The sequence below is a fragment of the Pedobacter chinensis genome, assembly GCF_003339865.1.
Lineage (GTDB): Bacteria > Bacteroidota > Bacteroidia > Sphingobacteriales > Sphingobacteriaceae > Pedobacter > Pedobacter chinensis.
Window position 1 is genome coordinate 21,286 of record NZ_QPKV01000003.1, and the last position, 16,219, is coordinate 37,504.

The window sequence follows — 16,219 nt, forward strand, 5'->3', positions numbered from 1 at the left end:
GATATTTTGCTTAAACTAAGCAGGACTTCTGTTGTTGAAGCCCTGCGAGGAATCTTATTTATACTTCCGCTTAAGCTTATTCATATCCGCACTAACTTTAACATCGACAATTTTTGCATAAAGCTGTGTAGTTTTGATGTTGGTATGCCCAAGCATTTTGCTTACACTTTCAATTGGAACGCCGTTGGTAAGTGTAACCGTGGTGGCAAAAGTATGTCTGGATAAATGAAAGGTCAGATTTTTAGTGATCCCACAGATGTCTGCGACCTCTTTTAGATAGCTGTTCATACGCTGGTTACTCATCACCGGAAAAACCGTTTCCTCACACATCGGATGATCTTTGTACTTCTCGATCAGTGCAATAGCAGGGGCAATCAAGGGAACGTTGGTATTTGTAGCTGTTTTTTTCCGATTTGTAAAAATCCATTTTCCTCTGCCAACACCCGTTCCAATTTCAGCTCTGCGCAGCTTCGAAATATCTGCATAGGAGAGACCGGTATAACAGCAGAACAGGAATAGATCCCTAACACGCTCTACGCGCTCGACCTTAATGACCTTATTTTCCAATTTAGTTAATTCGGCTTTGTCCAAAAACTGCCGGATGTTTGCCTTTGCTTTATTTTTGTATTGCAGGAAGGGATCTCCGGGAAGCAGCTTGGTCAATACACACTGGGTCTTGACTACACTTTTCAAGTGGGTAATATACTTCTTCGCTGAAATGGGCTGGATGCCGCCTTTTGTTTTGAGATAGTGTTCAAATTCACTGATGAAAATATAATCCAGGAGATCAATGCCGATATCCTCCTTTTTATAGTACTTAATTATGAAATTTCGTACGTGCCCGAGAGATGTGTTGTAGGTTTTTAGCGTTTCCTTTTCATACTCAGTTCCTACAAGCTCCTCGATCCTTTTGTTGTGTCTGGTAAATAATTCAACGACCATGGGTTTCTTTTGCTCCACTCCGTTAAAGTGATCCCTTAATGTTTCTGCGGTGATTTCCTTCCTGTCTTTACTCATTTGAGTGTGTGATTCCTCAACCTTGCGCTCTAAGGAATCAAGATAAGTATTCAATAACCTAACATTTTCACTCTTGCCGGATGCCCTGTGGAACTCACTGCTCCAGCATTCAGGATCGCATTTTCGTCCTACCGATGTTTCCTTTGGAACTCCCGCAACGGTGATGCGTAGATAAATTGGAATTGGCCCCTTACTCCATGTTTTTGGCTTCTTCAGATAGAATAAAACCTGATAGTTTGTTGTCATAAACAAGCTTTTTTAAGTAATACAAAATTAAGCTTGCAACTAAGGCTAAATCAAGATGCGCGACACTAGAACATGTTGATATACATATCGTTATATTATTTTCAGTGAGTCTTTTACTAAATTTTATTGACTCACTGGTTTACTCACTGATGATATGTAATTTCGTGTACGTTTTGGCATCCACCAAAAATCAAAAAAGGCCCCAAATCTATGATTTGCGGCCTTTTGAGTGTCTTTAAATGATCTGATTATCATTCCAGTGGTCTCGACGGGAACATACACATATTGTTATTGATGGTTTTTAGATGAGCAGGAAACCGAGGTGGCAAAGACCTTAGCAAGGTCGTCTCATACAGAATTGACTATACAATTAAGAGTCTTGAATTAATTGTACTTTTACATAACTATGAAGTAGTAATATGAAAGATCTTACCAATTCGCTAGTTGAGCGGAAAAATATATTGAACAATAATTTAGCGCTAAAAGAAGTATATACTCAACTTGGTTTTGCAGGAATAATGTTTGAAAAGCGTTATCGATATACCAAAGTGCAAATAGCTAATTATTTTGGAGTTGATCTTAGAACAATAGAAAGAATACAGGACAGTCATCAACAAGAGTTAGTTGATAGTGGCACGGAAGTTCTGACAGGGGTTAGACTAAAACAGTTCAAGGAAATTGTGTCACAACTGACCGACATTGATGTCGGTCAGTTCGAGCAAGACGGTAATAGTGAGATAGTTGGAACAAGAGCTACAAGTCTAACTGTGTTCACATTTAGAGGTTTCTTGAATATGGGGATGCTATTAACTGGATCAGAAGCCGCAAGGGAATTAAGATCAATGCTATTAGATATAGTTATAGATGTTTTAAATAAAAAGCTCGGGGGAACAACTAAATACATTAACCAAAGAGAAGATCAGTACTTAACGTCTGCTATTCGGGAAATTAATTACCGGCAAACATTCACAAATGCTATTGATGAATATATAGATACTGAAAATAAGTTTAAATATTCCCAGCTGACGGATAAAATATACCTGAGTATTTTTAAAGAGAATGCCAAAGAATACAAACAGGTACTAAATCTTAGAGCGAAAGAAAGTGTAAGAGATACTATGTATTCGGAAGTTTTGGATTTAATTGCAAGTTATGAAAATGGTTTTGCCAGCTATTTAAAGAGAGAGAGCGAGAAGCTGGCAAAAAGACTTAGATTATCCGAAGCGCATCAGCTCTTTAAAACATTTGAAGAAATTATGGCTGACGTATATGAGCCTTTAAAAGAAAAGGCTCGAAGCCTAATGGCAAGTAGAGATATGGCTTTTCGTGATGCCCTACATGAACAGTTAAAAGAGTACGTGTCCTCGGTAAGCCAAGAAGATTTTGAAAGGTTTCTGGGAGATAAAAGCAAATCACTTGAAGACCGTCTTAGTGAAAACATGGATGTTTTTATTCGTTTAAAAGACAGATAGCATGGATTTACTTTATTTTGACCTCAATCATGCGGTAAAAGAACATGATTTTATAATCGAAAAAAGTGGTGGTTTGCACGGATACAAAGATCTTGGATTAATCGAAAGTGTGTTGGAACTAATGAAAAATGATTTTTATTATCCGGAGATTGAAGATAAAGCTACGCACCTTTGTTTTTCAATCATTAAGAATCACTCATTTACTGATGGAAATAAGCGATCTTCCATTGTGCTTACTAGTTATTTTCTGGAAATAAATGGATTGGGTTATTGCATAAATAAATTCATTAGAGAAATGGAAAATTATGCAGTATACGTTGCCGCTAATTTTATATCATCAGAACTGCTTCATAAAATTGTAACATCAATCATATATGAGGATGATCATAATGAAGAGCTAAAAATGGAAATTGCAACTGCATTATCAAATCAACTCCCAAAAAATGAACTGGCAGATTTACCTGACGACGGGCTATAAATTAACTAGCATTCATCGACTTAAATATTGATTATGTAACTAGTTTTCTTTACTTTTGAATAGCTTGCAGCCAGAACTAAAAAAGAAAGTGAGTAATTCGGTGAGTCACTGAATTACATACCGACAAATTATTTGAAAATCAACAAGTTATAGACGGGATTCGGTTCCCGTCGAGACTACAAAAAAGTGGAACTAAAGAGCTTAACAACAATACCTTAAGGTACATTCACACGGGCATGGGTTCAAAAAGGTATTGTTGTGATTACAGCCTCGATATCATCTGGCAGAGACCAATGTATCTGTTTCGTTTTGACAGAGGATACTTTAACAAACTACCTGCGGAGGAGCACTAATTTTGTAAAACGTCCCTCCCAGCAGCCAGAACAAAGAAAACTTTCAGCCATAAAGAACTAAAGTAGCTGCTGAAACAATGGAATAGAATTGCTAAATGTCGAACCGCTACAAAAAAGTAATTACGTTACTTACATTTCCCTGAAAATGGCAGATTTTTTAAAACTCAAATACTAACGAGATAACGAAATAACAAGGCGATAACTATCAACTTCCTAGTGCGTTGTAAATGGCTAGAAATATGCAAAAAACGAAACATTTCTATCTGATTTACGTAGAATCGTAGACCGAACTTAGAATGAAAATATTCAAGTACTTGATTTAACTGGTACTACGGCAAAAATTAATTATCGATGAAAGAGCAAAAACAACCTTATTAAAATTGAGCTAATAATTACCTAAGTTTACGAAGTTAAAATAACATTATGTTAGATAAAGCAGGATTATCAAAATTTAAATGGAAAGATATTGTAGTTGTAAAGATTAACAACGATGATGCGGTTCTGATCATCCTAATTTTCGAAACGATGGAAACCGGAAACAAATTTATTGAGGAATACTTAAGTGTTCATCCCTATGAATTTGTTGCAACCATAAATGATGAAACTCGGCGCTATTCATTCACCCTGAATTTTCTGAACTCTGAATTTGGAATACGTTATGATTCAACAATAACCCCGGAATCTTATGCGCCAATATCCTGGCTGGGAAATGGCGATCCTGCTTTCATAAGTAATGGTGTTTGGCAAAATATTATAAATGAGAAAGGTCGACAGTATATCTACAATCCTGATATTCTCCCAATTGACGATCAGATGAAATCAATTTCACTGGAAGAGGGAATTGAGAAAGCATTTTCCAAGGCAACAAGGGTTGAGTTTTGGCCCAGTACACGTGAAGATGAACCTGAAATGGTGATTTTAGTGTTTAATAAGAGACAGGCCATAACTGCTTACAATAACCTAAATGATATCGCGTCTATAAAAACAACTTTTTTAAAGCTTATAGATGCAGGCACTATCAACATAAGTTTTATTGATGCAGTTGAAGATTTTCACATTACGGTACCGGAATTACAATATGATAAGAAGCAATTGAAAGCTTTTAAGGAGAGCATTGGAAAAAATCATTCTTTTGCTTTCTTACTTGGCTTGGACAACCCGGGGGCAGATCGACCAATCTTATTGCAGACTACTCATGATTTCAAAATCATTACCGTTGCTGGTCACATTTGATCAGACGAGATTATGGAGAGTTTATTTATTAAGGGAACATGCATGGCTACTAGGGAAATGTATTATGACGACCCGACCTGCCTGGGATCCTATCTTTTATGTGCTATGGAAAGTTGGGTGAGACAAAATTTTGAAAATACTGGCGAATTCAAAACCGATTATCCCAACGAGATTAAAAAGAAATATGGAGAAGTTCGGGTAGCCAACGACGCGTTTCAAAACGACATTCATAATTTAAGTATCAGCTATCATCAGATGAAGCATGTTCTGGCTCAAGACCAAAGTCATGTAGAATCCGGGCTAAAAACATTGTATCTGGGTAATCTGGTAGAGCATTACATGACTAATGTCCGCTCGATTTATGATCAGATGGCCGTTTTTGCAAGAACGGTGGTTGATCACCAACATCTCCCATTAAGGAATGTCAGTCAGGACTCACTGAATAAACTGATCACATTCCTAAAAAACAATGAAGAAAGGGCAACTGAAATATTTTCAGCGCCGATGGTAAAACAGATACTGTCAATGGAAACATCGCTTGAGACAGTAAAAATCATTCGGGATGCAATTATCCATGATGGGAAGGAACCGGTCATTACCCTATCTTCCGGGATTGCACATATCAGGATCAACAAGCACATGTATAACCGAGAGGAAAGTTTGCTTCCAGATCTATTAAACCTTGGCGTGCCTGATTATCCACTATTTCCGTATCTGCATAAAATCACCTCAGTTCTTTTTATGGATATACACCACCTGGGTGAACAGATACTGAACTGCTTTTTTATCAAGGATGAAAAATTTCCTTTTGAATTCATCACATTGATTGGCGTGTGCATGCCAGATTTCGTCTCTTTTTTAAACGGTGATCAGCAGAAAAAGGAATAATTCGGCGGTTTACAGCAGGTAATATCAATAAACCCGAAATATTTAACTCAATAAGCTCGTGCATGCCGTCTATATCTTTATACCTTCCCCTGAATCGGGGAACAAGCTAACGTCCTTCCCGTCTTCAAAAAATTGGAACCGGTCTCTTAAAAAATCTCTGATAAGCTGCATTTCCGGACGCCAGGATTTACTCTCCAGGCCAAAAGCATGCAAAACGGCCAATGGAACCATATTTTCCAATTCAATCCTCAGCTGTTTAAGCGTTAAAACATTTCGATTGATTTCTTGATACCATTCGCTTTCGTCTTTATTAAACAGTTCCAAATGGCGCTTACGCAATTCGTCTGTTCTTTTGGAATTGAAGTTTTTGTGGTGCTGAACCTTATGATTGACTACCGCATGCCCCAGCGCATGCAAAATCTGCCAGTCTAACCAACCGTCGGCGCGTAGTTCATTGATCATCTCCATAAACCATCGCTGAGTTGTTAATATCGGCAAGGAAACTGAAAGTACTAGTTTCAATTTTTCAATTCTGATTTGAATTCTTTCCTGCGCATCAACAGGATCATAAAGTGAAGAAATCCCTCTTCGGGCGGGGAAATTGGCATTTTCCTCCATGTCTTTCGCGCTGGCATCAAAAGGAGTCCAAACCCCTACCATCCGGTTTGGTTCATACCAGTTATGGTCATAAAATTCCCCATATATGGTTTCATAGGATTGGCCAAAGCTTACCTTGGAAACAACATCCTGATCTTTCAAAAGTGGCGCGATCAGCGGTTCATAATTCTTTTTGTTCAGCATCGAACGCTGATACAACAAGCCCTGAGCAAATACAATCTGGTCAAAGATATACCGGTGTCTGTCAGCAGAAGTCTTTCCCGAGAAGGAAGACAATTTAACCAGCATGGCCATTTCCTCTTCAATTTCCACCTCTTGAATATCGTACTTTCCTGACTGAACACGTTCCAGGTGAATTCGGGCCCTTCCGAGTAAAAGATGCAGATCACTTGCCGAGAGCTCTGCAAGCAAAATTTGAAACGTACTGATAAATTCTTCAGCAATCGCAGTGGTGGCAAAATCATTTCGAAAAGTAAAATACCAATCGCAGCCACAGGCATTAAATAAAACTTCATGATAAACGCCCAGGTCACTAAAAGGTGAACCTGTTAAACTTTTGTCCAGTTTTTCTCTGAGTTTCGCATCATCAAGGTTTTCTTTCAGATGATCCCGACAATCCTGAATATGACTTTTTAATCCAAAAACATTTTGGATTGTCTCTTCCAAGATTGGCATAGCCTGGGGAATATATCTTCTGGAACACTCGAAAATAGTTGCAGGATAAAACAGGAGTCGTTTACTGTCTCCATTCTCATAAAGGTCAAAATCCTTGGTAACCATATTATGGGTGCCTAAAAGCATCGGCACCAATCGCAGGTAAGACAACCAGGAACCTCGCTGGTAATCACAGTCAAGCGCCATAGCAATACCTAAGGCTACTTTATCTGTAATCGACGTATTCCTGGTCTTGTATGCCATATAAGCAGCTACCAATGCATAGTATTTCGCTGCAAGCAGCAGCCCCGTCTGATGATAAACGCCTGACAACGACAAGCAGGTCGCGATCATTCCCTCTTCTGTGTCCTTATTGAACCATTTAAGTTTTAGTTCATGAAGAAGTTTAAGGGCCTTCACATAATCACCAGATTTCAGATAGATCATCGCCCGATCCCTTAATTTTCCACCTGCAACAGCCATCCCACCCTTTTTCAAATATACATCATCCACATCAGCTGTAATTTCTTCGAGATCTTCAATAGGAACGGGGAGGGGTAAAAAAATACGGATATATTCGTTTAAACGGTCACTCAACTTACTGATCGGAAAAAAATGTGTTTCCTCCAGACATTCCAATAATTCATCCAAGCCGTCAATAAAATCGCTGTAGTTTTTGACCATATCTTTCCCAAATCTTCTGTCATGGAGCGTAAAGTTGGCCCGGATCTCGATTAGCATTGCTTTATTGTCCGGATGGTGAGCCTTGCTAATCAGCAAGCACAGTAAGCTGTCCATTCTATCAGTTACCTGATTCAGAAAATCCGTTGACAATTTATGGCGGCCAAACGGAACAGAGTTATTGCAGAAGGAAAGTAAAATCTGTGCATCTTCTAAATCCGGTGTAGCCAGGTGGTTTTCGAAATCACTGAAATACTTTTCTATATTTTCTTCTTGCCCCTCTACAAAGTCAAGGCCGACCAAGGAGGCGACGAATTTCTCATAGATCGCCTTTCTGACCAACTGAGAAGACAAAGAAGGATTGGAAATGACCTCATCCAGCTTTGAGAACCAGAAAGTCAGATCACTTTTCAACGTCTCCTTTTTATAGATATGTCGGATAGCGCTTTTAACCTCTTCAAATTCCTGGAAGGTAGTCATCGGGCTTTTGCGTTCCTGATACTCCTTCTTCAGCTTTTCATACCAGTTCTCCTGGCTGCGTTCCGGGAAAAACTCTGAAGGTACCTTTAGAAACTGCGATGCAATCCAAAAAAGATCCGGATCACACAGTTGTAAGGCAAGTGCCTGGGCATCGATGATCTCCAGACGGATGGCAAATTCTTTCTTGACATAATCCTGCACCTTATGGCGTGCCGCGACCGGGATATCTTGACTACTGAAAAAATAAACCCTTTCCACCTTAACCCCACTGCCGGTAATGACACGCACATCGCTCGCAATTTTTCCGTTCTTCTTAGTTGGGTCTTTCTGAAGGGAACAGGCAAATGCAACAGAGCCTGTGGAATCCGCCGCTAGAAAACTGGAATGGCTGATTTCACTTTGAGCCAGGTAAGTGTGGAAAGTCTCAAAGTCCCTGCCCTGATCACCACCCGCCTGCACCGGCCCGGTTGCCGGAAGTATATTCCGGTGAATCCTTAATCTGGCATAATACAGGCAGATCCTTTCAAATTCAGCTGATCCATTTGTAGAGGATAGCTGTTCAATGGTATACCTGATGTATTGCTGAAGATCGTTTAAATTCATGAGCAGAAAAACTTAAATACGCAAACTTATAAATATACTCAGTATATAAAACAAAAAGCACATAATTTCATTTGGTCTAATTTTGCATGAATATCAAAGTTTTCCTTCGCATTTATTTCAAAGGGATATCTTTAGCATCAACATAGTTCCATGAATTGGCGGTTATATTTGTGTTTTGCATTACCTGCTCATCCAACAGGAACGTTTTATCGTCAAATTGTTTGGTCTGAAAGATTGCAGCCTTGATCAGTTTCAGATCCTCTTGTTCAACGAGTTCAGGCCTTAGTACCATGTTATATCCCGATAGTGGTGGGTCAGTCTGCAATCCTTTTACACTATGATAAAAAATGCCGTCTACAGGCATCATTTTCTTTGATTCTATCTCCTCTAAATTACCCCATCCAGGCTGTGGGGCAAACTGGTCGTCGAATAAGAAATTGCTATAACAGGCCGTTAGCCAATATTTTAGGTGACTAACTTTATTTATAGGTGTTTCAAAAGACAGGTTAATAAATTCGAAGAAGTCGACGACATACTGTTCCTTTGCGAACTGGCCGTATCTTGCCTTCAGCTCGCTTAAGTGTTCTTCTGAGTCAGCGTGGGCAAAGGATCCAAATCTTAAGTCCGCTACATATAGATCTCGAGTAATCTCCCAAACACCGACCTCCAGCCTCTCGCTTTCCTTAGTAAATTTTACATTAGGGTCTTCACCCGCAGAAATAAAATACGAACACTCTACAATTGATAGCATCCTGTCAGTGGAGCAGTAAAAATGACTTTGCTGAGGTTCGCTGCATCGGTTAAAAAAAGGATAATCAATTGATTCTGGTCTATAGCTAAGATATTTCTTTCGTCCTACAGAAATATCTATCCTTGATACCGGGACTGTTCGGAATAAATAATGGCCTTTAGGTATTTTGTTTACGATGACTGGTATTTTTACAAAAAGGTCATGGTACAACGTTGTTTTGAGGCTGTCATAATCCTCTTGAGAATGGGGCATTCTGCTTTTGATGATCTCTAATATTTCATACGGCGTTGGCTTTTGCATCTTGGACGTCATTAACTTGAATAAAGGTAATGATTAAAGGACTTCATGTTTTCAATGATCAAACAAAATAACAGTCAACTATTTATCTAGCTAAGAGGCCTTAATCATCCAATGCCCACCATTAGGTTAGTAGGATAATTTTCTTTAAATTTACAATAACCAAACTTAACTGCATGAGACCATTAATCCTTGACTATAAGCTTTCTCGTATTGATGATGGAGAGCGAGCATCCTATAAGTATGATCCAATCACATCCTTAAACATGATCGATATAAATGGGGTCAGTAAACCATTTATTCAGACCAGAAATAGTGATATCGAACTTGAAACTAAGACTAAAGTCAATCAGGAACAGGATGATGATAATTTTCGATTAGAATTATCGACCAAGACATTTACGAAGACTGAACGGGACGATGAAGGGTTTAATCTTTTGGAAATGGAGACAAAGACTTTAAAAACCCAAGAGCGAGATGACGAACATTTTGGTACTTACCAATAAGGGAGATATTACCAGTGATTTCATAGTCCAAAACTTATCGGATTCAGGAGTCCCTTTTTATCGGCTAAATACAGATGAAATAGGCAATAGCATTCGGCTCTCATTTGATATAGTTAATAATGAATATTTGATCCATGACGAAGGAAGAGATATAATAATTGACCTTCTTCAAATCAAATCTGTTTATTTTAGACGTCCGGAAATTTTGGTTCATTCAAAAGATGTGACTATTGGAGAGAAAAACTTCATCAAATCTGAACTTTCTTTTACGCTTGAAGCCATATACAAGATTTTGGGGAATGCCTTCTGGGTAAATACAGTTGATGCAATCAGAGCGGCAGAAAACAAAATATATCAATTGATGCTAGCTAAAGCAATTGGTTTCAGTATTCCGAACACCATTTTATCAAACCAGCCAAGTAGCGCCCTTTCATTTTTTTCAAAAAATAACAGTTCATGTATCATCAAACCGATTAAATCAGGATTGGTAAGTGGAGAAACTGAAGAAGGGGTGATATTCACAAGCAAACTTCACTTAGATGAAAACAATGTTACCCGAATTTTGAACTGTCCTGTATACCTCCAAAATCTCATCCCAAAAAACGCTGATCTACGGGTCACGTTAATTGGTGAGAAACTTTTTTGTGCCATGATCCATTCTCAGGAAGAAGAAGAATCATCAGTTGATTGGCGTAAAGCTGGACATCCATTGAGGCATTCTGTCCATGAGCTTCCCAAAGAAATAACTGCCAAATGCTTTGAACTAGCAAAAAAATTAAACCTAAATTTTGCGGCGATAGATTTTATACTGGATCAGAAAAATAACTACATATTCCTTGAGATCAACCCCAATGGACAATGGGCATGGATTGAAAGGCAACTTAATTTTAAAATATCTGATGAAATCACTAATCTCCTTATTAAAAACGCGGCTTAATAATATTAGGGAATTCTTCTGGCCATTACTAGAAATAGAAAAGCCTTCCCCAACCGCTATAGAACCACCTTCATTTAAACTGCAAGTTGATGAGGAGAATCTGGATCAGTTCCTAGTATTAGTCAACAAAATCAATGACGCAGAAGAGGATCGTCGTAAAGGAATTGAATCTAAGGCGGCATTATTTATCAGCACCATCAGTGTGGCTACTTCAATAGTTGTGGCAGCAAACTCTATGGTTATTTCTAATTCAACATTTGGATTCCATGTTATGATCTCGGTTTTTATAGCATTTATACTATCCATTTACGCCGTCCGCACTGTCTGGTTTGCCGTTAAAGCGCTTGAGCGGGGTAATTACTCTGTTCTGGGGTTAAAGGAAATCAACTTCAAGGGATCAAAGTTTAATTTTCAAAAGCACTTGGTAAGTTGCCTTGTAAACAATAAAAAATACAATCAATCAACAATCAATTTAAAGGCTGACATGATGATGATGGCTCAAGAGTATTACAAAAGAGCGATTATTATGATCTCTATTTTTTCTTTGCACGTACTGATACAGTGTACATTAAAATACTTTGCTAATTATATACAATAAAATATGGAGTTGCCCTTTCATGTATTCCGAGCTGACTACGAAGTTTTTAGACAGGCGCTAAATCAGCCCGAAACTGGAATGGGCTATCAAGAGGTTGCGATTTTCCCTCACTATTACAACCAAGTTTCAAGGATATTGTATTTGGTTAACACCACCTATTTATGGGAATTTGAGAACTTTAATAATCTGCCACTGTTCCTCAGCCTGGAAAATTTACAGCAAATTCCTTCCTATATAGGTTCAATTGACCATATCTCCATAGCAACGAATTCTAGATATGCAGTGTCTCCAGAGGCTGCCTTGCCACCTTATACCTACTATTCGAAACCAGGCGATGTCTTCATACGGCTATCCGCATTCAACAATGACAAACGGATATTGAGCGATGGAAGCGTTCTTGCAGGAACTTACGGAACTACATTGACCGACATGACAGTTACACCAAGTGGTTTGGCAGCAGTAGGACGCTATGCACTTCCCAATAGGCTTTCAGCATTTTATAGATATCGTATTATCCCTCCTGTTGGAACTCCAATTCTTTTTGGCACTGTTACTCCAGACTATGGATTGTGTGGCGGTGGCGTAGAAGTATTTTTTCCGAATGGCTGTCCGAAAGGCAGTGCGTTTTTATTTGATGAAATTCCTGATAAATAGTATTTAAAATGGCCTTTCTCAAAGAAAGAAAAACGTATATGACCTTAACGCAACTTAAAGCCCTGCAAGAGCCATGGGTGAATTCTCCCTTTATTTGTCCAATCGCTGGTAGGTTACGCTTTTTTTCTCGTAAGGTGTCCTCAGGTACTACACAGAAGCTGTTAACAAATTGTCTGAGATTGTAGCAGAAACCGTAGCGTGCATTAAATAGACGATACGGCCCAGACATAACCGTCCTAGTCGACTCTGTAGATATGTCGATCTATGTCACTCACGTCCGTCAGACGAATTCAAAAACTATTAGAATTCATACCGCCACCCGTTTGATGACCGAACAGGCTGGCAAATAATTATTTAGCAGGGTTCCAGTGAGTAATCTTCAACTTTTTATATACTCACTGAATTGCTCACAAACAATATAGAAAACTAGGAAAATTTTAGATATGTGCTGAAAATGAAAACGGCCTCAATGATATCATTAAGGCCGTTTTGTACGTTTTGGCATCTTATAAAGTGGTCCCGACGAGAATCGAACTCATATCTAAAGTTTAGGAAACTTCTATTCTATCCGTTGAACTACGGGACCATTACAGCTCAATTAATGAGCACAACTTATTAAAACCACTTACACCATCAAAGCAAGCAAAATGATTTTTGAAGCTCATTGAATATGGTATGGTGGTGCAAATATAATAAAAGTTTTGAGCTGAAAAGGAGATATTTTAGGTTGCTCTGGCTTCTTTAATAATGCAGATTTTAAATTATTTCTTATTAAAATTATTCCAAGCAAAAGCAATTTAGTTATACATTTTACTGATAAGTCACTGTATAATACCAACTTAGAAAGAATCGATATTAGTAATAAATCAGAATAATTATTTACATTTAATAAAACAGTAAACTGTTAGCAGAAATAAATTCTCATTTATGCTCGTGTAACCATTAGATAAACATCTGGTAGAATAAAATATTCACATTAATTTAGTTTGACCATGATCGAGATTTCCATCACAAACGAAGACATTATTGCTGCAAAGGCTCAGGTTGCCGAATTTGAAAAAACCGATGCTGGCAGTTGGAGATATGAAGGTGTAAAGGCCTGGCGGGGAATTGTTTGCGAAATGGTTATTTCACGTTGGTTTAGTAACCATAAAGACTTTCATGTTACCCTAGCCGCCAAAGGGCTTGATACCTCAGGTAAAATAGATGAATTTGATTTTTTGATGGATGGCAAGCGGGTAGAAGTTAAATCAGCCACAGAATCTTATTACCAATACATCATGCCTAAAATCCATGATGTTGATGCTTATCCTAAAGACATTTATCTTGCTGCGAAATATAATGATTCAGTTGAACCAAATACCGTGTGGCTGATTGGATATATGACGCATGCACAAATAAAGAAATATCCAAAAGAGCAGGATAAAGGAGCGCCTTATTATAAAGTCCCGATCCCGGATTTTCGAGATATAACTGAATTAAAAAATTGATTTTATGAAGTGCTTGCCAGATGCCGGGCCATTTTTCCTACAGAAGCGGCTATCGATATTCCGGTAATGAAGATTGTTATAACGATGTAGATGCCTTTACCATTATAGTAAACACATCTACATCATTTCCGTTATCGGATTATACTACCCTCCTGAAATTTTTCTGCCGGAGCTACGAAGGTCAGTTTCCCTTCAGAATTTTCGGCCATTAAAATCATTCCCTGTGATAAAATTCCTTTTATTTCGCGAGGAGCGAGGTTAACAATCATACTTACTTGTTTGCCTACAATTTCTTCTGGTTTGTAATATTCGGCGATTCCCGATACCACTGTTCTTTCATCGATTCCTGTATTTACAGTAAGCTTTAATAATTTTTTGGTTTTTTCTACTTTTTCTGCAGCAACAATCGTCGCTACACGAATATCCATCGCAGAAAAATCATCAAAATTAATATTATCTTTTGCAGGGGTAGCAATTGCAGCATCTGCTGCATTACTGGCTTTACTCTGATTTAATTTTTCAATTTGAAAATCGATCTCCGCATCTTCTATTTTTTCAAATAATAAAGTAGCTTCTCCGATCTCATGTCCGCGTTTTAATAAATTGATGCTGCCTGCATCATCCCAATCGTGACCACCATTTTGTAGCATCTTCAATAATTTTTCAGCCGTAAAAGGTAAAAAAGGTTCAATTAAGATTTGAATATTGGCTGCAATCTGAATGGCGATATGCAGAATGGTGCGTACACGGTCTTCATCAGTTTTAATTAGTTTCCAGGGTTCTGTTTCGGCTAAATATTTATTGCCTAAACGGGCCACATTCATCACTTCAGATAAAGCTTCTCGAAAACGATAATTCTCGATAGAAGCTGATATTTTTGCCGGATAGCCTGCCAATTCATCAATTACGGCCTGATCTACAGCTGTGATGTCCATGCAGGTTGGTACCGAACCATTAAAATATTTATGCGTAAGCACGACCACACGGTTTACAAAATTGCCAAGAATAGCAACCAATTCGTTGTTATTTCTTGCCTGAAAATCTTTCCAGGTAAAATCATTATCTTTTGTTTCAGGAGCGGTGGCTGTGAGCACATAACGTAAAACATCTTGTTTACCCTCAAATTCGCGTAAATATTCATTTAACCAAACAGCCCAGTTTTTCGAGGTTGAAATTTTCTGCCCTTCTAAATTCAAAAACTCATTTGCAGGAACGTTATCGGCCAGGGTATATTCACCATGTGCCATTAACATGGCAGGGAAGATGATACAGTGAAACACGATATTGTCTTTGCCAATAAAATGCACCAATTTCGTTTCGTCACTTTTCCAATATTCTTCCCAGCCACACTTATCATTTTCATAAGCACTAATGTAATACTCTTCTGCTTTTGGGTTCCAAACATCAAGCTTGGCATAATTGCAAAGTTCTTTGGTGGCAGAGATATAACCAATTGGTGCATCGAACCAAACATACAATACCTTACCTTCAGCATCACGAAGCGGTACACGAACACCCCAATCTAAATCCCGTGTCATGGCACGAGGTTGCAAACCCGCATTCAACCAGCTTTGGCATTGGCCGTAAACATTCGGACGCCATTCTTTATGGCTTTCAATATAGGCTCTTAAGCGCTCTTCATATTGATCTAATGGTAAAAACCAGTTCTTGGTTTCTTTTAAAATCGGTTTATCGCCAGAAAGGGTCGATTTTGGATTAATCAGATCGGTGGCATTCAAAGTAGAACCACAATTCTCACACTGATCACCATAGGCATTTTCATTGCCACATTTTGGGCAGGTACCGGTAATGTAACGGTCTGCTAAAAATTGTTTTGCGGTTGGATCGTAATATTGTTCCGTAACTTCTTCGGTAAAAACCCCTTTATCATAAAGTGTTTTAAAGAATTCTGATGCAGTTTGATGGTGGGTTTGAGATGAGGTACGATGATAAATATCAAATGATACTCCAAATTCTTTGAAAGAATCACCAATGATTTTATGGTATTTATCTACCACTTCCTGAGGTGTAATCCCTTCACGTTTGGCCTTTAGAGTAATAGGCACACCGTTTTCATCAGATCCACAAATAAACTTCACATCTCTTTTGTTCGATCTCAGGTAACGGGCATAAATATCAGCCGGGATGTAAACTCCAGCCAGGTGCCCAATATGTACCGGTCCATTGGTATATGGAAGTGCTGCGGTTACGGTATATCTTTTTATTTTACGATTATCCAAAACAATTTTTATTAATTTGGCAA

13 protein-coding genes and 1 tRNA gene are annotated in these 16,219 nt (G+C 38.3%); 9 read left to right on the forward strand and 5 right to left on the reverse strand.

Translation table 11 applies throughout. The annotated features are described in order from the left end of the window. Positions 1–54 precede the first annotated feature (54 nt). A complete protein-coding gene (locus DU508_RS05470; protein ID WP_115401849.1) occupies positions 55–1,263 on the reverse strand; it encodes a site-specific integrase in 1,209 nt (402 codons plus the stop codon). Between the two features lie 419 nt (positions 1,264–1,682). Between DU508_RS05470 and DU508_RS05475 the strand changes: the two genes are divergently transcribed. The 4 genes from DU508_RS05475 to DU508_RS05490 all read left to right on the forward strand — a co-directional run bounded on the left by DU508_RS05475 (position 1,683) and on the right by DU508_RS05490 (position 5,687). Further along, positions 1,683–2,735, forward strand: coding sequence for a DNA-binding protein (locus DU508_RS05475; protein WP_115401850.1), 1,053 nt, complete (start codon positions 1,683–1,685; stop codon positions 2,733–2,735). A 1-nt stretch (position 2,736) separates the two neighbouring features. Next, positions 2,737–3,213 carry a type II toxin-antitoxin system death-on-curing family toxin gene (locus tag DU508_RS05480; RefSeq protein ID WP_115401851.1) on the forward strand — a complete coding sequence of 159 codons (477 nt, stop codon included), beginning with the start codon at positions 2,737–2,739 and terminating at the stop codon, positions 3,211–3,213. A gap of 776 nt (positions 3,214–3,989) precedes the next feature. Further along, a complete protein-coding gene (locus DU508_RS05485; RefSeq protein ID WP_115401852.1) occupies positions 3,990–4,799 on the forward strand; it encodes a hypothetical protein in 810 nt (269 codons plus the stop codon). 12 nt (positions 4,800–4,811) lie between these two features. Continuing rightward, on the forward strand, positions 4,812–5,687 hold the full coding sequence (locus DU508_RS05490) for a hypothetical protein (protein ID WP_115401853.1): 876 nt from the start codon (positions 4,812–4,814) through the stop codon (positions 5,685–5,687). Positions 5,688–5,756: 69 nt separating this feature from the next. Here DU508_RS05490 and DU508_RS05495 read toward each other — a convergent pair whose 3' ends face one another. Together DU508_RS05495 and DU508_RS05500 are read right to left on the reverse strand one after the other, a co-directional pair. Beyond that, positions 5,757–8,723: a hypothetical protein gene (locus DU508_RS05495; protein WP_115401854.1), complete on the reverse strand. Its 2,967-nt coding sequence runs from the start codon at positions 8,721–8,723 to the stop codon at positions 5,757–5,759. 112 nt (positions 8,724–8,835) lie between these two features. Then, positions 8,836–9,774 carry a hypothetical protein gene (locus tag DU508_RS05500; RefSeq protein ID WP_147273593.1) on the reverse strand — a complete coding sequence of 313 codons (939 nt, stop codon included), beginning with the start codon at positions 9,772–9,774 and terminating at the stop codon, positions 8,836–8,838. A gap of 173 nt (positions 9,775–9,947) precedes the next feature. Here DU508_RS05500 and DU508_RS05505 point away from each other — a divergent pair, with 173 nt between their 5' ends. From DU508_RS05505 to DU508_RS05520, 4 genes are all read left to right on the forward strand, one after another. Continuing rightward, positions 9,948–10,277 (forward strand): hypothetical protein, encoded by a 330-nt coding sequence (locus DU508_RS05505; protein ID WP_115401856.1) that lies wholly within the window; start codon positions 9,948–9,950, stop codon positions 10,275–10,277. Beyond that, on the forward strand, positions 10,249–11,214 hold the full coding sequence (locus DU508_RS05510; RefSeq protein ID WP_115401857.1) for an MvdC/MvdD family ATP grasp protein: 966 nt from the start codon (positions 10,249–10,251) through the stop codon (positions 11,212–11,214). The genes DU508_RS05505 and DU508_RS05510 overlap by 29 nt, the downstream gene beginning before the upstream one ends. Further along, a complete protein-coding gene (locus DU508_RS05515; RefSeq protein WP_115401858.1) occupies positions 11,177–11,812 on the forward strand; it encodes a hypothetical protein in 636 nt (211 codons plus the stop codon). The genes DU508_RS05510 and DU508_RS05515 overlap by 38 nt, the downstream gene beginning before the upstream one ends. A gap of 78 nt (positions 11,813–11,890) precedes the next feature. Next, the gene (locus tag DU508_RS05520; protein WP_147273594.1) at positions 11,891–12,466 is read left to right on the forward strand and encodes a hypothetical protein; all 576 of its coding nucleotides are present in this window, start codon (positions 11,891–11,893) and stop codon (positions 12,464–12,466) included. A 514-nt stretch (positions 12,467–12,980) separates the two neighbouring features. Here the strand turns inward: DU508_RS05520 and DU508_RS05525 are convergent. Further along, positions 12,981–13,052: transfer RNA gene (locus tag DU508_RS05525), tRNA-Arg, on the reverse strand. Between the two features lie 406 nt (positions 13,053–13,458). On the opposite strand from DU508_RS05525, the gene DU508_RS05530 reads away from it, so the two are divergent. Then, positions 13,459–13,956, forward strand: a complete 498-nt coding sequence (locus DU508_RS05530) for a hypothetical protein (RefSeq protein ID WP_115401860.1) — start codon at positions 13,459–13,461, stop codon at positions 13,954–13,956. Positions 13,957–14,087: 131 nt separating this feature from the next. Here DU508_RS05530 and metG read toward each other — a convergent pair whose 3' ends face one another. After that, positions 14,088–16,196 carry a methionine--tRNA ligase gene (metG, locus tag DU508_RS05535; protein WP_199562654.1) on the reverse strand — a complete coding sequence of 703 codons (2,109 nt, stop codon included), beginning with the start codon at positions 16,194–16,196 and terminating at the stop codon, positions 14,088–14,090. Positions 16,197–16,219: the final 23 nt, after the last annotated feature.